This window comes from Candidatus Binatia bacterium (assembly GCA_036493895.1).
Lineage (GTDB): Bacteria > Desulfobacterota > Binatia > UBA1149 > CAITLU01 > DATNBU01.
On record DASXOZ010000070.1, the window covers coordinates 47,553 to 65,275 of the forward strand.

Annotated in this window: 20 protein-coding genes; 4 read left to right on the top strand and 16 right to left on the bottom strand. The window is 67.8% G+C overall.

The annotated features are described in order from the left end of the window. The first annotated feature begins 147 nt into the window (after window positions 1-147). The gene (locus VGK20_15530) at window positions 148-1,065 is read left to right on the top strand and encodes an RluA family pseudouridine synthase (GenBank protein HEY2775451.1); all 918 of its coding nucleotides are present in this window, start codon (window positions 148-150) and stop codon (window positions 1,063-1,065) included. Here VGK20_15530 and VGK20_15535 read toward each other — a convergent pair. Beyond that, window positions 1,049-1,519 carry a hypothetical protein gene (locus VGK20_15535; GenBank protein HEY2775452.1) on the bottom strand — a complete coding sequence of 157 codons (471 nt, stop codon included), beginning with the start codon at window positions 1,517-1,519 and terminating at the stop codon, window positions 1,049-1,051. The two genes, VGK20_15530 and VGK20_15535, sit on opposite strands and share 17 nt — an antisense overlap. A gap of 8 nt (window positions 1,520-1,527) precedes the next feature. Then, complete coding sequence (locus tag VGK20_15540) at window positions 1,528-1,695, bottom strand: hypothetical protein (GenBank protein ID HEY2775453.1); 168 nt, start codon at window positions 1,693-1,695, stop codon at window positions 1,528-1,530. Window positions 1,696-1,847: 152 nt separating this feature from the next. Between VGK20_15540 and VGK20_15545 the strand changes: the two genes are divergently transcribed. Beyond that, entirely contained in the window at window positions 1,848-2,678 is an 831-nt protein-coding gene (locus VGK20_15545; protein ID HEY2775454.1) for a class I SAM-dependent methyltransferase, read from the top strand. Here the strand turns inward: VGK20_15545 and VGK20_15550 are convergent. From VGK20_15550 to VGK20_15565, 4 genes are all read right to left on the bottom strand, one after another. Further along, on the bottom strand, window positions 2,675-3,424 hold the full coding sequence (locus tag VGK20_15550; GenBank protein HEY2775455.1) for an HAD family hydrolase: 750 nt from the start codon (window positions 3,422-3,424) through the stop codon (window positions 2,675-2,677). The genes VGK20_15545 and VGK20_15550 overlap by 4 nt on opposite strands. A gap of 76 nt (window positions 3,425-3,500) precedes the next feature. Next, entirely contained in the window at window positions 3,501-4,010 is a 510-nt protein-coding gene (locus VGK20_15555; protein ID HEY2775456.1) for a DUF4149 domain-containing protein, read from the bottom strand. A 10-nt stretch (window positions 4,011-4,020) separates the two neighbouring features. After that, window positions 4,021-5,064 carry a hypothetical protein gene (locus VGK20_15560; GenBank protein ID HEY2775457.1) on the bottom strand — a complete coding sequence of 348 codons (1,044 nt, stop codon included), beginning with the start codon at window positions 5,062-5,064 and terminating at the stop codon, window positions 4,021-4,023. A gap of 84 nt (window positions 5,065-5,148) precedes the next feature. Beyond that, on the bottom strand, window positions 5,149-5,523 hold the full coding sequence (locus VGK20_15565; protein ID HEY2775458.1) for an iron-sulfur cluster assembly accessory protein: 375 nt from the start codon (window positions 5,521-5,523) through the stop codon (window positions 5,149-5,151). Here VGK20_15565 and queG point away from each other — a divergent pair. Then, a complete protein-coding gene (gene queG / locus VGK20_15570) occupies window positions 5,522-6,787 on the top strand; it encodes a tRNA epoxyqueuosine(34) reductase QueG (protein ID HEY2775459.1) in 1,266 nt (421 codons plus the stop codon). The two genes, VGK20_15565 and queG, sit on opposite strands and share 2 nt — an antisense overlap. Before the next feature lie 32 nt (window positions 6,788-6,819). Further along, complete coding sequence (nadA, locus tag VGK20_15575) at window positions 6,820-7,839, top strand: quinolinate synthase NadA (GenBank protein HEY2775460.1); 1,020 nt, start codon at window positions 6,820-6,822, stop codon at window positions 7,837-7,839. Window positions 7,840-7,932: 93 nt separating this feature from the next. Here nadA and VGK20_15580 read toward each other — a convergent pair whose 3' ends face one another. From VGK20_15580 to VGK20_15625, 10 genes are all read right to left on the bottom strand, one after another. After that, entirely contained in the window at window positions 7,933-8,703 is a 771-nt protein-coding gene (locus VGK20_15580; GenBank protein HEY2775461.1) for a class I SAM-dependent methyltransferase, read from the bottom strand. Between the two features lie 4 nt (window positions 8,704-8,707). Beyond that, window positions 8,708-9,643: a protein translocase subunit SecF gene (gene secF, locus VGK20_15585; GenBank protein ID HEY2775462.1), complete on the bottom strand. Its 936-nt coding sequence runs from the start codon at window positions 9,641-9,643 to the stop codon at window positions 8,708-8,710. A gap of 7 nt (window positions 9,644-9,650) precedes the next feature. Beyond that, the gene (gene secD / locus VGK20_15590) at window positions 9,651-11,195 is read right to left on the bottom strand and encodes a protein translocase subunit SecD (GenBank protein HEY2775463.1); all 1,545 of its coding nucleotides are present in this window, start codon (window positions 11,193-11,195) and stop codon (window positions 9,651-9,653) included. Between the two features lie 11 nt (window positions 11,196-11,206). Beyond that, window positions 11,207-11,533 carry a preprotein translocase subunit YajC gene (yajC, locus tag VGK20_15595; protein HEY2775464.1) on the bottom strand — a complete coding sequence of 109 codons (327 nt, stop codon included), beginning with the start codon at window positions 11,531-11,533 and terminating at the stop codon, window positions 11,207-11,209. After that, entirely contained in the window at window positions 11,526-12,692 is a 1,167-nt protein-coding gene (gene tgt, locus VGK20_15600) for a tRNA guanosine(34) transglycosylase Tgt (protein ID HEY2775465.1), read from the bottom strand. The genes yajC and tgt overlap by 8 nt, the downstream gene beginning before the upstream one ends. Continuing rightward, a complete protein-coding gene (gene queA / locus VGK20_15605) occupies window positions 12,689-13,756 on the bottom strand; it encodes a tRNA preQ1(34) S-adenosylmethionine ribosyltransferase-isomerase QueA (GenBank protein ID HEY2775466.1) in 1,068 nt (355 codons plus the stop codon). The genes tgt and queA overlap by 4 nt, the downstream gene beginning before the upstream one ends. Continuing rightward, the gene (locus tag VGK20_15610; GenBank protein HEY2775467.1) at window positions 13,753-14,559 is read right to left on the bottom strand and encodes a slipin family protein; all 807 of its coding nucleotides are present in this window, start codon (window positions 14,557-14,559) and stop codon (window positions 13,753-13,755) included. Before VGK20_15610 ends, queA begins: the two co-directional genes overlap by 4 nt. Window positions 14,560-14,635: 76 nt before the next feature. Further along, window positions 14,636-15,484, bottom strand: coding sequence for a uracil-DNA glycosylase (locus VGK20_15615; GenBank protein ID HEY2775468.1), 849 nt, complete (start codon window positions 15,482-15,484; stop codon window positions 14,636-14,638). Then, entirely contained in the window at window positions 15,481-16,683 is a 1,203-nt protein-coding gene (gene coaBC / locus VGK20_15620) for a bifunctional phosphopantothenoylcysteine decarboxylase/phosphopantothenate--cysteine ligase CoaBC (GenBank protein HEY2775469.1), read from the bottom strand. The genes VGK20_15615 and coaBC overlap by 4 nt, the downstream gene beginning before the upstream one ends. Continuing rightward, entirely contained in the window at window positions 16,683-17,699 is a 1,017-nt protein-coding gene (locus VGK20_15625) for a lysylphosphatidylglycerol synthase transmembrane domain-containing protein (protein HEY2775470.1), read from the bottom strand. Before VGK20_15625 ends, coaBC begins: the two co-directional genes overlap by 1 nt. Window positions 17,700-17,723: the final 24 nt, after the last annotated feature.

Sequence of the window (17,723 nt, forward strand, 5' to 3'; positions counted from 1 at the left end):
TCCACGCCGCTGCGACGCGGGGCCCGAGAGGCCCCGGCCGGGACTTTCCTGCCATTTGTCACGGAGCGTCGATCCTCAACGTCCAGGGTCCGAAAAGCAAGCCGCCGGGCGTTGCCTCGCCGCCGCACGCTGCGTAGCGTCGAAGGGGTGAACGAAACGCCTTTTCGCTTTGTCGTCGCGCGCGGGGCCGAGCGCATCGACCGCCTCGTCGCAACGTCGACGGGATCGAGTCGTCGCACCGTGCGCGAATGGCTCGCCGCCGGCTGCGTGCGAATCGACGGGCGCGTCGCTGCAGCGGCCGACCGGCCGCCGGCGGGAGCGCAGGTGACCATCGACGAAGTCGCGCAGGCGGCGCAGCCGGCGGGGCACCTGCCCGCCCCGCGAGTGCTGATCGAGTCGGAAGACTGGACGGCGATCGCCAAACCGGCGGGCCTTCACTGCGAGCGCGGCAGATCCGCGGGAACCGTCGCCGATTTCCTGGAGTCACGCTACGGCGACCTGCGCTCGGTCGGCGAGCGCGCGGACGAGGCCGGCCTCGTCCATCGCATCGACCGGGATACCTCCGGTGTCGTCGTTGCTGCGCGAACTGCGGAGGTCTACCGGCGCCTGCGCGCCGCGTTCGGTGAAGACCGCGCGCGCAAGCAGTACCTCGCGCTGGCCTGCGGCAAGCTGGCCAGGCCGGTGACGATCGACGCGCCGCTCGCGCGCCGTGCGACGCGCATGGTGGTCGCCGGCCGGCACGACGAAGCCATCGCCGCCTCGACGCGGGTCGTGCCGCTCGAATCCGGCGACGGCTGGTGCCTGGTCGAAGCCTCGATGCGGACGGGTGCGATGCACCAGGTGCGAGTGCACCTTGCATGGCGGGGCCTGCCGCTGTTCGGAGATACGCTCTACGGTGGACCCGAGCTGCCGGGCTGCCGGCGCCAGGGCCAGCTACTTCACGCCATGCGCGTGGAGATCGAAGGAGAGCTCGACGTCGCGGCCGCAGCACCCGACGACTTCGTGCATGCGCTGGCGATCGTGCGCGGCGCAGCCGGCCGCGGCGCGGTCACTTCTTCTTCTTGAGAGGTGCGGCGCCCTTGGCCGCGGGCCGCGGGCGGGGAGCCGACTTTTTCTTGGAGGGCGCCGCCGCCGGCGCCTCCGGCTTTGCCGGCGCCGGCTTCCTCAGCGCCGTCTTGGCCGCCTCGGTCGCCAGCTTCGCGCAAGGATTGCAGGTGTTGGTCTTGTTGTCGGCATCCTCGACGAGCCCCTCGTCGAGATTGTGGCAGACCTTCTTGCAGCGATGGCAGACGAAGTAGATGCCCTCGAGCGTCTTGTTGATGCGCTCGCGGTTGAGGATGCGACCGGCGAGCTTCTGCACCCGTATGCCGAGAAGCTCGACGTACTGGTGCTTGATCTTCGCGCGTCCGGCTTCGTCGCGTGGAAGATCTTCCTCGGCGTCGACGTCGGCGGCGTCGGAGTCGTCGAACAGACTGAACTCGCCGTTGGTCGACGCGCCTTTCTTCTTGGCGCGCCCCACGAATTTTCTCAGCGGGTCCTCTGCTTGTAGCCGCAGGCTTTCTCGCAGACCCAGAACAACCCGCGATCGCCGTAACCGGCGAACATCACGATGCGGGCTTCGGAGCCGCAATCGGGACAGGCATGCTTGGTCTGGGTGGACGTCTTCTGTGCGGTCTTTGCTTTCTTGGCGCCCATGGCTTTCTCGCGCGGCCGGCTTTCGGAACCCGCCCCGCGCCTGTTTCCCGGAAGAACCGGGCGCGGGTGAACGCGGGATCATAGCGAGGATTGCGGGGCAGTCAACATAGCATTGCTTTGCAACCGCGCGGCAGATGCGAGAAGGCAGCGAAATGGCTTCCGGAAGCACAAACGAAGGATCTGCGACCGCCGCGACCGTTGACGGGCAGATCCGCAGGCTTCGCGACGGCGAGGCGGTGCTTCTGGTCGACCGGCGCGGCCGCCGGCAACTGAAGCGCCTGCGAGCCGGGCACCGCCTGACGATCCGGTCGTCGGTGCTGGCCTGCGACCGCATCATCGGCCTTCCGGAAGGCTCGCGGATCGGCGGCGGCCGCGACGAGGAATTCCTGGTCTTCCGGCCCGGTTACGCCGAGATCGTGCCGCTGCTCGAGCGCCCGGCCGAGCCGATCTTCGCAAAGGACGCGGGCCTGATCCTGACTCGCGGCGACATCCGCCCGGGGCAGACCGTCGTCGAGATCGGGGTCGGCTGCGGCGCGCTGTCGATGCTGCTGCACCGCGCGGTGCAGCCCGGCGGGCGCCTCGTCACGTACGAGATTCGCGAAGACTTCGCCGAAGAAGCCAGGCGCAACATGCAGCGCTTCGAGGGCGAGGCCGAGGCGTGGACGATCCGCATCCGGGACGCGGCAACGGGACTGGACGAGAAGGGCGTCGACCGCATCGTCATCGACGTACCCGACATCGCGGCGATGCTTGCGGCTGCCAGCGATGCCCTTCGCGACGGCGGCATCCTCGTCGCGTTCTCTCCGACGGTGATGCAGGTGCGCGCGACCCACGATCGCGCGGCGCAGTGCGCATTCACGCTGGCCGAAACGTTCGAAGTGCTCGAGCGGCGCTGGCACATCGATGCCGTCAGCATGAGGCCCGACCACCGCATGGTCGCTCACACCGGCTTTCTTACCGTGATGCGCCGCCTCGCGCGTTAGCGCCCTGAGCCAGTCCGCGACGACGCCAGCCAGCGTGGCAGCTCGCGCACGTCCGGAAGGATCGCCAGTGCAGGCGAGAGCGCAGTCTCGTCGGGATGGATCCACAGCGCGGACAGTCCCGCACGCGTCGCTCCCTCGATGTCCTCGACGAGCGTGTCTCCGATGTAGAGGCATCGGGACGGCGCGGCTTGCATGCGCTCGCAGGTGCGCGCGAAGATCTCCGTTGCCGGCTTTCGCAGGCCTTCTTCCTCGGAAATCACGATGACGTCGAATGCCGCGTCCAGTCCGGCCTGCGCGAGCACGCGCCGGGCGGTAGCGGCGCAGTCGAAATTCGACAGCAGCGCCAGCCGGTGCGTGCGCGAAAGCTCGCGCAGCAGGTCGCGCCGGTCCGGCGGGCACACCACCGCGCCGGCCAGGCTGTCCATGTGGCGGCGCGCAAGCTCGACGCTCCACGCAAAGGCCGATGCCGGATCGGCGCCGAGTGCGACGAGCGTGCGTTCGAATCGCACGCGGCTCGGGATCTCGACCTGCGCGCGTCGTTTTTCCTCGCCGATCGCGATCGACACCCGGCGCAGCTCCTCGAGGAAGGCGGGCGGCGTTATTGCAGGCAGCCACTGGCGGAGCAGCGCCGCGAGATCGCGGATCGTCATCGGCACGCTGCGGCCTTCGATCTGCGCCGTCGGCACCCTCGTGTCGTCGAAGAACACCAGGGTCCCGAAGAGGTCGAAGACCAGGATGCCGGGCAAGACGTCAGGCAGGACGTCAGGCAAGATGTCAGGGAGGATGTCAGGCAAGACGTCAGGCACGATGTCAGGGAGGATGTCAGGCATCGTCGCGGCGCCGGGCCAGCAGCCTTCCGCTGAGCGCGAGCAGCACGATGCCGCCGCCGAGCACGACGGCGTTGAGGTTCACCGAGCGGTGGTGCAGCTCCTGGAAGCGCGGCACCTCTGCCTCGACTCCGCGAATGCGCGCCATTTCGGGATGGATGACGAGCGTCGTCCACGCCTGCGAAGCGACCATCACCAGCAGCAGCATGAAGGCCGCGTGCCAGCGGCGGCCGCCGCCGCGCGACAGCGCCCATGCAGAGAGAGTTGCGACGACCCCGACAGCAAGGCCCGCGCGGAAGTAGATCGGAAAGACGATCGCCGCGATGCGCCCCGCATCCGACGGTGGCATGTTGAGGAACAGCGCAGGAAGCACGCCGGCCGTGAAGAACGCCGAGCCGCCGATCCAGAGCGACAGCGAGAAGACGTAGATCGAGACGAGCCACGGGCGCGACGGCGACTCGAGAGAAGTCGAGAACCCCTCGCCCACATTTGCCGGATCGGTCATTTCTGCGACGCTACTCAACCCGCGGTGCCCAGTCGATCCCGAGAAGCGAGCAGGCGGCCCGCGCGGCCCGGGACGCTCCAGCCCAATCGGCCGGCAGTGGCCGCTCTGCTGCCTCGAGCGCCGCGAGCGCGTCTTCCCAGCCGCCGCTGGCCAGATCCTGCGCGGAGATCGACGCCGTACCTGCCCGTCGCGCCAAGTGCTGCTCGAGCACGGTATTTTCCGGAAAGCCCGGCCGCGGCACGTAAAGGAACCTTGCGCCGGCAGCATCGACGTCGCTGATCAGCCCGTAGCCCGGCTTTCCGACGATCACGTCGGCGGCCGCGATCGCGTCCTCGAAGCTCATCGATGCCGGCAGGTGCACGAAATCGTCGCGGCCGTGCGTCTGCGGCCACGCCGAAGGCACGAGAAAACGCCGGCGCGAAGAGCGTCGTGGAAGCTCGAGCGGCGGCAACGAGGCTGGCTGGAATGCGAGCAGTACCACCGACTGTTCGTCGGTGAACCCGCGTGCTCGCCTGCTCGCGGCTCGCGCGCTCGACGGACGCCGCGCGACGAGACCTACGTCAACGATGTTGTCGAACGCCGGCATCGGCGCGAACGGCGTCGCGCGCAGCAACACGTCGGCCTTTGCATAAAAGCGCGCGCACTCGCGCGCGGCCTCGATGAATCCGAGCTCCTGGTAAATCCAGTCCCAACTGAAATTGGCGACGGCGACCGAAGCAATGCCCGCGCGAGCGGCCGCTTCGAACGCCGGCGCCGGCACGTCGCCGATCATCAGATCGAATTGCCCGCGAAGTCGCGCGGTCTCCCGCTGGAGAATGTCATCGAGGTCCGCGAGCCAGCCTGCCAGCTCGCGGGCCGTGGCCGCGCGATCGACGGTGACGTCATCGCTCTGGACCACGCCGCAGTCGCTGGGCTCGCCCACCCACTGCCCGGTTGCCCGTTCGAGCGAAGCCGGCCAGACGCGCCGGTCGCAGCCGGCTATGACCGCGATGCGCAGAGGCACGGCCTCGGCCAACTCGCGCACGACCGCGGCCGCCCGCACCGCATGTCCCATGCCATGCGCCGATACGTAGACGGCGACCCTCAGTGGCCGCGACGACGAAAATTGCTGGAAAGGGGCGGGAGCGATGGGCCGGGTTCAGTCTTGGGGCGCCGAGCCCGCCGACTCGGCCGGATCAGCCGAAAAGGAAGCCCCGCAACCGCACGAGTGGCCGGCGTTCGGATTGACGAAGCGCAGCCCCGCGCCGTGCAGGCCGTCGACGTAGTCGAGCACGGTGCCGCGAAGCAGCGGCTCGCTCAATGGATCGACGAAGACGCGGATGCCGCCGGCGTCGAAAATCATATCACCTTCAGCAGGTTCCGGAGCAAACTTCACGGAATACTCGTATCCCGAGCAGCCGCCTTTGGTCACCGCGAGGCGAAGCCCGAAGGAGGGGTCGTGCCCTTCGGCCGCACGAGCCGTAAGGACCTTTTCGACCGCAATGGGCGTGAGTTCGACGATTCGTTCTGTCATGCAGCGCTCCGTGGGCAGCGGTCAATCTAACACTGCCGGCCAGCCGCGCAATGGTGCCTCGCCCGGGGCTGCTGCGCCGCGCAATGACGAGACGGCAAATGTCCGCCTCGCGACCGCCGGCGGCCCGGGCCTCGAAGGCCCGGACGAGGCGGGCGGTGGCCTCGAGCAGGAGCTCCGGGGGCGCGCCCTGGCCCTCGGCTTTGCCGCGTGCGGCATCTGTGACGCCGACGACCTTTCCTGCGGCCCATTGCTCGCCGAGTGGCTCGAGACCGGCCGTCACGGCGACATGCAGTACCTGGCCGAAAAGCACGAGCGCCGCATCCGGCCCTCGCTGGCGCTGGCCGGGGCGCGCAGCGTCGTGGTCGTCGCCTGCCCCTACCCTTCGCCTCCGCCGCCCGATCCGCAGTGGCGCAAGCATCTGCGCGGTCGCGTCGCGGCGTACGCAGTCGGCCCGGACTACCACGTGCACGTCGCCGAAAGACTCGAGACGCTCGCGCAGTGGCTTGCCGATCGCGCGGGCGCCCGCTGCGTCGTTCACGTCGACGGCGGCCCGCTGGTCGAAAAAGAGCTCGCGCGAAAAGCGGGACTCGGCTGGTACGGTCGCAACACCAACATCCTGCGGCCCGGGCTCGGATCGTATTTCGTGCTCGGCACCATCGTAACGACCGCGCCGCTCGTAGCCGACGCCGCGTTTGCCGCCGACCACTGCGGCACCTGTCGCGCGTGCATTCCCGCGTGTCCCACCGACGCGCTCGGCCGCGGCCCGACGATCGATGCCACCCGCTGCATCTCGTACCTCACGATCGAGCACCGCGGGCCTATTCTTTCTTCGCTGCGCGCGTCGATCGGCAATTGGGTGTTCGGCTGCGATGTCTGCCAGCAGGTCTGCCCGTGGAACGCAGACGAAGCCGGCGGCGACGAACGCGCAAGGCCGTGGCTTCCGGACTGGCTCGCGATGACCGAGGACGAGTTTCGAGCGCGCTTTTCGGGAACCGCGCTGCTGAGGCCCAAACGACGAGGCCTCGCGCGCAACGCCGCCGTGGCGCTCGGCAACAGCGCCAATCCCGATGCCGTGCCCTTCCTCGCCCGCGCCGCGCGCGAGCACGACGAGCCGCTGGTTCGCGCGCATGCCGCCTGGGCGCTCGGCCGTTTCGCCGACGCGCAGGCCGTTCGCGAGCTGGAAGCAGCACTCGCTTGCGAGCGCGTTCCGCCGGTGCGCCGCGAGATCCAGGACGCACTCGCCGGCCCCCGCACGGGCGCTTGACCCTGCACCGTTCGAGCACAACGCTCGGTGGAATGTCCGCTGCCAGTGACCCGCGCGCGACGCCAACGAGCGCTGCCGAGCTTCTCGAGCAGCTTCGTCCGCTCGGGCAGGAAACCGTCTACGACGAAGAGAGTTGCCGCGAGCTGGCCTCGCTGATCGACGAGATCCGCGAGCTGAAGAAGTCGCGCGACGCGGTCGTGCTCGCGCACAACTACCAGCGCCCCGAGATCTTCGAGGTCGCCGATTTCGTCGGAGACTCCCTCGAGCTGGCCCGGCAGGGACGCGACGTGTCGGCTTCGACCATCGTGCTCTGCGGTGTCCATTTCATGGCCGAGACGGCCAAGATCCTCGCGCCGCACAAGACCGTGCTGATTCCCGACGCGCGCGCCGGGTGCTCGCTGGCCGACAGCGTCGACGCCGACGCGCTGGTCGAGCGGCGCGACGAGTTGCGAAAAGTCTGGCCCGACCTGCTCGTGATCTCCTACGTCAACACGACGGCAGCCGTCAAAGCCGTGACCGACATCTGCTGCACGTCCTCCAACGCCGTGAAGATCGTCGAGGCGGCGCCGACGCAGAACGTGCTGTTCGTGCCCGACCGGAATCTTGCAGCGTACGTTGCCGCCAACACGACGAAGAACGTCATCGCGTGGGACGGCGACTGCTACGTGCATCACCAGATCCGTCCCGACGTGATCCGCAGCGTGCGCCAGGCGCGTCCGGGAATCCGCGTCGTCGCGCACCCCGAGTGCCGCAGCGACGTGCTGGCCGAGGCCGACGCGGTGCTGAGCACCAGCGGCATGATCCGCTACGCGAAAGAGACCGACGCGCCGGAGTTCCTGATCGTCACCGAGTGCGGATTGTCGGACCGGCTTCTTCTCGAGGTGCCCGAGAAGAAGTTCTACAAGGCCTGCCAGCTCTGCCGCTACATGAAGATGATCACGCTCGAAAACACCCGCGACAGCCTGCGCGACCGGCGCGACGAGATCGTGCTCTCCGACGAGACCTGCGACCGCGCGCGCGCGTCGCTCGACCGGATGCTCGAGCTCGGCTGACAGCGTTGCGATCGGGCCGGGCAAGGGGGCACCGCCGAAAAGGCACAACCCCTTCCCGGCCCGATACGAACGCTGTGGGTCGGGACGCTGGCTCTAGCGCGCCCGTCGCTGCGGCACTTCGCCGAGCTTTCGCGCCTCGACGATCGTGAACAGCGACCAGGGCTTGGTCTTGTAGCGCTTCTCGAGCACGAGCACGCCGGGATCCATCACGTCCTTCAGGCGAAGGCGCGTGCTCCAGCCGAGGTGGCGCGTGATCGGGTCGACGCGGTCGACGACGAAGCGGATCAGCGCGCGCTCGCTCGAGAAATGATTGATGATCACGATCTTGCCGCCCGGCCGGCACACGCGCACCATCTCGTCGAGCATGCGCTTGGGATCGGGCACCACGGTGATCACGTGGAAGGCGGTGACGAAGTCGAACGACTCGTCCGGGAACGCAAGGTTCATCGCGTCGCCCTGCTGCAGCTTGATGTGACGGTGCTTCAGCGTGTCCATCTTCTGCTGGGCGTGGTCGAGCATGTCCTGCGACAGGTCGATGCCGATCACATCGGCGTGCACCGGGTAGGCATCCACCGAAAGGCCGGTGCCGATGCCGACTTCCAGCACGCGCGCGCCCGCAGGAATGCGCAGCCCCTTGACCACGTGACCGATGCGGCGCTGGAACACGCGCGTGAAGACGTGGTCGTAGATGCCGGCCAGGTCGGAGTAGATGCGGCTGTGGTGTGGAAGCTCGGTCGGGCCCTTGCGAGTCTTGACGCGTTCGCGCTTTACGGGGCCACGGCCGTCGTCACGCCGGGAACCGAGGATGTCTCCCCTGTCTCCTTTGCGCGAACCGCCGGTCGTGGGCCCAGGCTTGCTTCGCATTGGTTCAGGCTTTGGCGCCCAGGGTCCTGGTCGAGCCGCCCTTCCACATCTCCACGATCGGGCTGGCGATGAAGATGGACGAATAGGTGCCGGTAATGATCCCGACGATCAGCGAGAACGCGAAGACATGGATCACGGTGCCCCCGAACAGGAAAAGGGCCGTGCACACCAGCAGCGTCGTCGTCGACGTGAGGATCGTCCGCGAAAGCGTCTCGTTGAGGCTGCGATTGATGAGGCCGCGCAGATCCTCGCGGGTCGACTTGTTCATGTTCTCGCGGATGCGATCGGCGACGACGACGGTGTCGGTGACCGAGTAGCCGACGATCGTCAGCAACGCGGCGACGACGGTCAGGTCGATCTCTGCGTTCATCAGGGCCAGCGCGCTCACGGTGACCATCACGTCGTGCAGCAGCGCGATCGCTGCGCCGATCCCGAATCGCCGGTCGAAGCGGAACGCGATGTAGAGCCCCATCATGACGGTCGAGGCCAGAACCGCAAGGATGGCGCGCTGGCGCAGGTCCGCGCCCACCCTCGGGCCGACGATCTCGGTTCGAAGGGCCTGGAAGTGCTTGTCCTTCAGTTCGTCGGCGAGCAGCCCGCGCACCCGCTCCGCCTCGGCGTTGGCCTTCGACGGATCGCTGGTGGCCAGGCGCAACAGGTATTCGCCGGTTGCGCCGCCGCCGCCGTAGTCCTGCACCGAGGCGCCGCCCTCTCCGAGGTGGAGCTTGTCGACCGCCGCGCGCACGTCGGAGATCGTCGCAGACGCGTCGAGCGACACGTGCAGCATGATGCCGCCGGTGAAGTCGATGCCGTAGTTCGGACCGCCGCGCCAGATGAGCGCGATCATCCCGAGCACGGTCAGCAGCCCGGACATCGAGAATGCCCACGGCCTCAGCTTCATGAAGTCGATGTTACGGTTGTTCGGAATCAGCTCCAGCATGGCTGCCTCAGATGCTCAGGCGCGGATTGGCGCGGTTGCCGACCACGAGGCCGTGGAAAACGTAGGCGCAGTACACCGCATACGCGGTCGTGACGACGCCGATGCAAAGAGTGAGAGCGAAGCCCTTGACGGGTCCGGATCCGAACTGGAACAGGATCACTCCCGACAGGAACGTCGTCAGGTTCGAATCGAAAATCGCCGGAAGCGCTTTCCAGTAGCCGGCCTCCAGTGCCGCGTGCGCAGTCTGGCCGCGGCGCAGCTCTTCGCGGATGCGCTCGTTGATCAGCACGTTCGCATCGAGCGCCATGCCGAGCGTGAGCACGATGCCGGCGATGCCCGGCATCGTCAGCGTGCCGCGGAACCCTGCGAGCAGGGCCAGCATCAGCAGGATGTGGCCGGCCAACGCGAGGTCGGCAACCAGGCCCGCCATCTTGTAGTAGATCAGCATGAACGAGACGACGACGACCGCGCCGATGACGAACGAGCGGGTGCCGGCCTGGATCGAGTCGCGCCCGAGCGACGGTCCGACGCTGCGCTCCTCCTCGATGACCACCGGTGCCGGCAGGGCGCCGGCACGCAGTACGATCGCAAGGTCGCGCGCTTCGTCGAGCGTGAAGCTGCCGGTGATCACCGCGTGGCCTCCGCCGATGCGGTCCTTGATGACCGGCGCACTTTGCACCTTGCCGTCCAGGATGATCGCCAGGCGCCTGCCGACGTTGTCGCCGGTGATGCGCTCGAACGTCGTCCCGCCGGGCGAAGTCAGCGTGATGGCGACGTACGGTCCTTCACCTACCTGCCCCGGACGGTGGCGCGCGTCGGCGATGGCCGCCCCGGTCATCAGGATCGTCGGCTCGACGTTGTAAGGCACCTCGCGGACGCTGTGCGTGGCCGGGTCCACCTCGGTGCCCGACATGCGCTTGACGCCCGGCGCATTGGCGTCCTGCGCGAGAAGACGGAACTCGAGCTGCGCCGTCTTGCCGATCAGCGCCTTGGCGCGCGCGGTGTCCTGGACACCGGGAAGCTGGATGAGAATGCCCTCGTCGCCGGTGCGCTGGATCGTCGGCTCGGCCACGCCGAACTCGTCGACGCGGTTGCGGATCGTCTCCAGCGCCTGCTCGACGGCAAGTTGCTTGATGCCGTCCACTTCCGCCTTCGACAGCTTGTAGTGGAGGCCCCCTTCGGAGCCGGACGGCGCCAGGTTCGGATAGGAGTCGGAGACCAGCTTCTGCATGTCGGCGGTCTTCGCATCGCCGACTACCGTGAAGACCAGGCCTTCGCTGCCTTCGCGCTTCCAGTCGCGCGTGGCGATCTCCTTCTCGCGCGCGTCGCGGCGCATCTGGTCGATCAGCGCGTCGACGTGAGATTCGACCGCTTTCTCGGTCTGTACCTGGAGGACGAGATGAATCCCGCCGCGCAGGTCGAGCCCGAGAGAGATCGGCCGGCTCGGCCACCAGTCGGGAAGATCCGTCGTGAAGTTCGGCACGAGACAGATGATCGAGATCAACGTCACTGCCACGACGGCCGCCAGCCGCCCCATCAAGCCCCGTTCCACCCTGGTCCTCCTTATTCTGCCTTGGGTACGGCAGTGCCGGCGCTGCCGGCAATCTTGGAGCGCTCGTAGCGAACCTTGACGTTCGGTGCGATCTCCAGCGTCACGTCCTGGTCCCTCAGCTCGACGACGCGGCCGAACAGGCCGCTCTGCGTGATCACGAGCTCCCCGCGCTTGAGCCCCTTCAAGTAGTCCTCGTGCTCACGCGCTTTCTGCTGCTGGGGCCGGATCAACAGAAAATAGAAAACTGCCAGGATCAGTGCCAGCGGTACGAACTGGACGAAAGCGTCGGGCGCGGCCTGCGCGAGCAGCAGGGGGGCGGCGGCAGAAGTGCTATCCATGCTGTTCTTCTTCCTTGCCAGCTTCCTGCCGTGCGTCGTGCAGACGTTTTTCCACGTAACGAGCCCGGAATTTCGTCCGGAATTCCTCGTACGCGTCCGCTGCCAGGGCCGCGCGTATGTCCCTCATCAGTCGCTGGTAGAAACGTACGTTGTGCAGGCTGCAGAGGATGGCTGCGAGCATCTCTCCGCGGCGCGCAAGATGGTGCAGGTAACCGCGCGAAAAGTCTAGGCAAGCTTCACAATCGCAACCGTCTTCCAGCGGCTCGGTGCTGGACGCGTGGCAGGCGTTGCGGATCGTCACCGGGCCCGAGGCCGTAAACACCATGCCGTTGCGGCCGTTGCGGGTCGGCAGCACGCAGTCGAACAGGTCGTAGCCCCAGCCGCAAAGCTCGACCAGGTCGAGGGGGGTCCCCATCCCCATCATGTAGCGGGGGCGCCGGCGCGGCAGCATTTCGACGGAGAACCGGGCAGTTCTCATCGTCTCGTCGCGGGCCTCCCCCACCGACAACCCGCCGACGGCGTAGCCGGGGAAATCCAGCGCCACCAGGCCCTCGGAGTTCTGCGCCCGCAGGTCTTCGAACAGGCCTCCCTGCTGGATCGCGAAAAACGACGTGGCCGGGCTCCCGTCGGTCACCTCCCTTGCCCTGCGGGCCCACCGCAGCGTTCGGTCGGCGGCCGAGGCCGCCGCGGGTCGATCCCCCGGATTGGCGACGCAGACGTCCAGCACCATGCCGACGTCGACGCCGAGGGTCTGCTCGAGAGCCACGACGCTTTCCGGCGTCATCCGCAGCCTGGTCCCGTCCACCGGCGACCGGAAGACGGCGCCCTCTTCGTCGACCTTGACGTTGCCCGCCAGGCTGAACACCTGGAAGCCGCCGCTGTCGGTCAGCACCGGTCCGTTCCATCCCATGAACTTCTGGATGCCGCCGAGCGCGGCGATTGCCTGCGCCCCCGGCCGAAGCGCGAGATGGTACGCGTTCGACAGCACCATCTGTACGCCGGCGCCGCGAAGCTGGCCGGGCGTGAGCCCTCTGACGCTGCCGTAGGTCCCGACGGGCATGAATGCCGGGGTCTCGACGCTTCCGTGCGCAAGCGTCAGGCGTCCCGTCCGTCCACCGCCCCGGGCCTCGTGGAGAATGTCGAATCGAAGCGCGCTCACCGGATGAGCATCGCATCGCCGTAGCTGTAGAAATGGTAACGCTCCGCGACAGCGGCCTCGTAGGCACGTTCGATGCAGTCGCGACCGGCCAGCGCCATCACGAGCGCGAGCAGCGTCGATCCTGGGAGGTGGAAGTTCGTCACGAGCGCATCGATTGCGCGGAAGCGGTGGCCCGGGCGGATGAACAGTCCGCTCGAAGCGCTGCCCGCGCGAACGACACCGTCGGCCTGCGCCGCGCTTTCGAGCGCGCGCACGGTCGTCGTGCCGACGGCGACCACCGGCCTGCCCTCTTCTTTCGCGCGGGCAATGCGCGCCGCCGTCTGCTCGTCGATCGAATAGCGCTCCTCTTCCATGCGATGGACGGAGAGGGATCCGCGCACCGGGCTGAAAGTTCCCGGTCCGACGTGCAACGTGATTTTCGCGAGATCGAAACCCGCCGATGCGAGCTCATCGATCAGCTCTTTGGTGAAATGCAGGCCTGCCGTCGGTGCGGCAACCGATCCGGGGCTGCGCGCGTACACGGTCTGGTAGCGTTCCAGATCCGCGTCGGAGGGTCCTTCGGCGCGCTCGATGTACGGCGGCAGCGGAAGCTCTCCGCAGCGCGCGAGCGCGTCGTCCACGGACAGCGGTGCAAAGTCGAGGCTGGCGCGACCGAGAGCCGGTTCGCCGACGATGCACGCGGAGACTCCGGCGCCGAAATCGACGTGCTGGCCGGCGCGCAAGGGTTTCGCGACACGGATCATCGCGGGGGCAACCGTACGGCTTCCCGCGCCGAGAAGCAGCGCTTCGACCGCGCCGCCGCTGCCTCGCTTGACGCCGCGCAGCCGCGCGCGGATCACGCGCGAATCGTTGGCGACCAGAAGCGCGCCGGCGGGCAGATGACGCCCGAGATCGGCGAACGACGCGTGCGCCGTGGTGCCGGTTGCGCCATCGAGCACCATCAGCCGCGAAGCATCGCGGCGATGCGCCGGCACCTGCGCGACGAGCTCGGGTGGAAGGCGATACTCCAGCTCGCCGGTCCAGAAAGGACCGCCGGCCGGCGCGGCCGCAGGAGCTGTCTTCACGCGCCGGTCTCGTCCTTGGGCGGGCCGGCGGGAGCGTCCGACGAGGCAGCGTGGCGCGCCGCCATCGCGACGAAAGGCGAAAGCAGGTCGACCGGAATCGGCAGCACCAGCGTCGTCGTGTGCTCGGAAGAAATCTCGACCATCGTCTGCAGGAAACGAAGCTGGATCGCGATCGGATGCTTGCCCATGATTTCGGCGGCTTCCGAAAGACGAGTCGCCGCCTGGAATTCCCCTTCGGCGTGGATGACTTTCGCGCGGCGGTCTCTCTCGGCTTCCGCCTGCCTGGCCATCGCCCTCTGCATCTCCTGAGGCAGGTCGATCTGCTTCAGCTCGATGGCCACCACCTGGATTCCCCACGGAGAGGCCTGTTCATTGAGGATCTTCTGGATCTGCTCGTTGAGACGTTCGCGGTCGGACAGCAGCTGGTCGAGGGTGGCCTGGCCGCAGACGCTTCTCAGCGTCGTCTGCGCCAGCAGCGAGGTCGCGTAAAGGTAGTTCTCGACTTCGATGACGACACGGCTCGGCTCGAGGACACGGAAATACAGCACGGCATCGACTTTGACCGACACGTTGTCGTGAGTGATCACGTCCTGGGCCGGCACGTCGATGGTGGTCGTGCGCATGTCGATGCGGCTCATGCTCTCGATCAGCGGGATGACGAAGATCAGGCCGGGACCACGAAACGGCACGAGGCGCCCGAGGCGCAGCACCACGGCTCGCTCGTATTCGCGGATCACGTTGATGCCGTTTGCCACCACGAGCACGACAAGCAGCAGGACCACCGGGAAGAAGTCGAATGGCATGCAGGCCGGTTCTATCCCATGCCGGCGCGCGAGGTCGAGTCAGCGGCCCCCCTCGGCGGCCGTCCGGGTGTGGCTCCTAGCGGGAGGGGCGCACGAGGCCGAGGCGGGCCATCACCAGCTTGATGTCTTCCCAGACCAGGCGCTTGTCGGCCGGGTTTCGCAGCAGGTAGGCCGGATGGAAGGTCGGCATCAGCGGCACGCCATTGAATTCGTGCCAGCGCCCTCGCCTCTTGGAGATCGGCGTGCGATCGCCGAGCAGCGCCTGGGTCGCGAACTTGCCTAGCGAGACGATCACCTGCGGCGAAACCAGCTCGACCTGGCGGCGCAGGAACGGCTCGCACGCGACGATCTCGTCCGGCTCCGGATCGCGGTTGTTCGGCGGCCGGCACTTGACGACGTTCGCGATGTACACGTCCGAGCGCGAAAGGCCCATCGCGTTGGTGATGATGCTGTCGAGAAGCGCGCCGGCCTTGCCGACGAACGGCTCGCCGAGACGGTCCTCGTCCTCGCCGGGACCTTCGCCGACGAACATCAGGCTCGCCGACGGATTGCCGACGCCGAACACGATGTTCGTTCTTCCGCGGCAGAGCTTGCAGCGCCGGCAGTCGCCGAGCACTTCGCGCAGAGCCGGCAAGCTCGAAGCCTCGCGGATCGCGGGCTCGACGAGAACTTCGGACAGGCTGCTTCCGGGAGATGGCGAAGACGCTGCGACGAAACTTGCCGCTTCGCCTGGAAGCGGAGCCTCTGCTGCGCGCGACGGCGCTTCGGCAGGTGAAGGGGCTCGCGTGACGGGCGATTGCAACGCATCGCCGGCCCGTGCACGCGGTCCCGCAGGCGCGCGCGGAACGACGTCGAGCCCGAGCCCGATTTCCCGTTCCAGCCAGGCCTTTGCCTGGCGGGCAATGAGAGGATCGAGCGGGCTCACGACGCGGCGGCAAGCTCGATCGCACGATCGAGGATCATGCAGGCAAGCTTGTCCTTGCTGACCAGACCGGTCGCCTTCTGGCCCGTGGCATCGACGAGCACCGCGGCGTTCGTCTCCGTCTCGAACCCGGCACCCACACGCGTGACGTCGTTGCCGACGATCAGGTGCGCGCGCTTTCGCTCGAGCTTTCCTCTTGCGTGCTCGAGCACGTTTTCGGTCTCGGCGGCAAAGCCGACGAGCACCCGCTTGCCCGGCAGGCCGCCGAGCGCGGCCAGGATGTCCTCGTTCTCGGCCAGCGGGATGACCATCGCTCGGCCGTCCTGCTTCTTGATCTTGTGGTCGGCGCACTCGGCGGGACGGTAGTCCGCTACCGCGGCGACCATCACGACGATGTCGGACGACGGCGCACGCACGAGCATCGCTTCGCGCATTTCGGCCGCGGTCGAGACGTTGACGCGCTCGACTCCGCGCGGGGCAGCCAGCGCCGTCGGTCCGGAGACGAGAGTCACCCTGGCGCCTCGCCGCCACGCGGCCGAGGCGACGGCATAACCCATGCGCCCGCTCGAGCGATTGGTCAGGTAGCGAACCGGATCGAGAGGCTCCCGCGTCGGTCCCGCCGAAACGAGAACGCTCCTGCCGCAAAGGTCGTCCGGTGACAGCGCCGCCGCGACTTCCGCGACGAGCGCATCCGGATCGGGAAGGCGGCCCGCCCCCTCGTAGCCGCAGGCAAGCGCGCCGCTGTCGCTTTCGACGATGCGGTGGCCGAACGAGGCCAGCGTCGCCAGGTTCTTCTGCACGGCCGGGTGCGCGAGCATGTTCGTGTTCATCGACGGCGCGACGACGACGGGACAGCGCGCAACCAGCAGCGCCGCAGTGACAATGTCGTCGGCCATGGCGCAGGCCATGCGCGAGACGAGGTTGGCGGTGGCCGGTGCAACCAGCACGACGTCGGCCTCCTCGGCGATGCGGATGTGGCCGATGGCCGCGTCGTCGCGGACATCGAGAAGGTCGAGCGCGACGGCGCGCTGCGACAGCGTCTGCAGCACCAGCGGCGAGACGAACTCGCGCGCGGACTTCGTCATCGCCACCTGCACTTCGGCGCCTTCGGCCAGAAGGCGGCGCACGAGCTCCGGGCACTTGTAAGCCGCGATACCGCCGCCGATGCCGAGAAGAACGCGCTTGCGAGACAGGAGATCCATCAGGCCACCTCGCGTACCGATTCGCCCATGCCTGCCAGATCGCGCAGCGAAAGTCCCTCCCGAAGCAGGAACACGATGCCGAGCGCCACCTGGGTCAGGAACTGGGTCGTGTGCACGAGGATCGCGTACCCGACCGCGACGCCGCCGGCAACCCCGAGCACCTGCTCGAGCGCCAGCTTGCACCCGTATTCGAAGGACCCGACGAAGGCCGGCGCCGACGGAAACGCCACGGCAAGCGCGACGATCGTCGACACCGTGATGCCGCCGCTGAGGAATGGCAGGTCGATTCCCAGCGCCTGGAATGCAACCGAATACGAGAGCGCGATCAGCAGCCAGATCCACAGCGACCATGCGAACAGGATCACGAGCGTCACAGGCTCGGCAATCGGCGCCATGCCGTCGACGAACTCGTGCTCGAGAAGGCGCAGCGAAGCACCGATGCGGGGAATGCGGTCCCACAGCGGATCGAGCTTCGGCAGCACCGTCTCGCGCCGCACGACGACCGCGAGAACGGCGGCGAACGACAGCATCGCGATCGCGGCAGCGGCCTCGGCCGAATGATGCACGACCGGCGGCACGTCCAGGGTCATGACGATGCCGACGACGAACAATGCCAGCGCCATCATGTCGAGCACCCGCTCGACGACCACCGTCGCGAACGTGCTGGCCGGCGCAAGACCCGCGCCGCGCGCGACCAGCCACGGCCGTGCGATCTCGCCGACGCGAAACGGCAGCACCATGTTGGCCATGAACCCGATCGCCGAAGCCGAGAAGATCGGCATCATCGGGATGCGGCGGTTATGCGTTTTTTCGAGCAGGATGCGCCAGCGCTGGCAGCGCGCGTACAGCGTGTACACGCCCATCGGCACCATCAGCGCAAGGAAGCGGTAGTCCGCGCCCGCAAGCTCGCTGCGGATGCGTCCCCAGTCCTCGCCGCGCAGCGCGAGCCACAGGAACAGGCCGGACAGGCCGATGCCGGCGCCGAGTTGCAGCGCCCTGCGGACTTCGGCTGTCATCGGCCGTGCGCGGCCCTTCCGGCC

What these genes read in the sequence shown, in the direction of transcription:
- VGK20_15560 (HEY2775457.1), bottom strand. Translation starts at nt 5,064, where the DNA reads ATGGGACATGCGGTGCGGGCGGCCGCGGTCGTGCGCGAGTTGGCCGAG.
- yajC (HEY2775464.1), bottom strand. Translation starts at nt 11,533, where the DNA reads ATGGATAGCACTTCTGCCGCCGCCCCCCTGCTGCTCGCGCAGGCCGCG.
- nadA (HEY2775460.1), top strand. Translation starts at nt 6,820, where the DNA reads ATGTCCGCTGCCAGTGACCCGCGCGCGACGCCAACGAGCGCTGCCGAG.
- VGK20_15545 (HEY2775454.1), top strand. Translation starts at nt 1,848, where the DNA reads ATGGCTTCCGGAAGCACAAACGAAGGATCTGCGACCGCCGCGACCGTT.
- coaBC (HEY2775469.1), bottom strand. Translation starts at nt 16,683, where the DNA reads ATGGATCTCCTGTCTCGCAAGCGCGTTCTTCTCGGCATCGGCGGCGGT.
- VGK20_15610 (HEY2775467.1), bottom strand. Translation starts at nt 14,559, where the DNA reads ATGCCATTCGACTTCTTCCCGGTGGTCCTGCTGCTTGTCGTGCTCGTG.
- VGK20_15540 (HEY2775453.1), bottom strand. Translation starts at nt 1,695, where the DNA reads ATGGGCGCCAAGAAAGCAAAGACCGCACAGAAGACGTCCACCCAGACC.
- VGK20_15625 (HEY2775470.1), bottom strand. Translation starts at nt 17,699, where the DNA reads ATGACAGCCGAAGTCCGCAGGGCGCTGCAACTCGGCGCCGGCATCGGC.
- VGK20_15555 (HEY2775456.1), bottom strand. Translation starts at nt 4,010, where the DNA reads ATGACCGATCCGGCAAATGTGGGCGAGGGGTTCTCGACTTCTCTCGAG.
- secF (HEY2775462.1), bottom strand. Translation starts at nt 9,643, where the DNA reads ATGCTGGAGCTGATTCCGAACAACCGTAACATCGACTTCATGAAGCTG.
- VGK20_15580 (HEY2775461.1), bottom strand. Translation starts at nt 8,703, where the DNA reads ATGCGAAGCAAGCCTGGGCCCACGACCGGCGGTTCGCGCAAAGGAGAC.
- VGK20_15565 (HEY2775458.1), bottom strand. Translation starts at nt 5,523, where the DNA reads ATGACAGAACGAATCGTCGAACTCACGCCCATTGCGGTCGAAAAGGTC.
- queG (HEY2775459.1), top strand. Translation starts at nt 5,522, where the DNA reads ATGCAGCGCTCCGTGGGCAGCGGTCAATCTAACACTGCCGGCCAGCCG.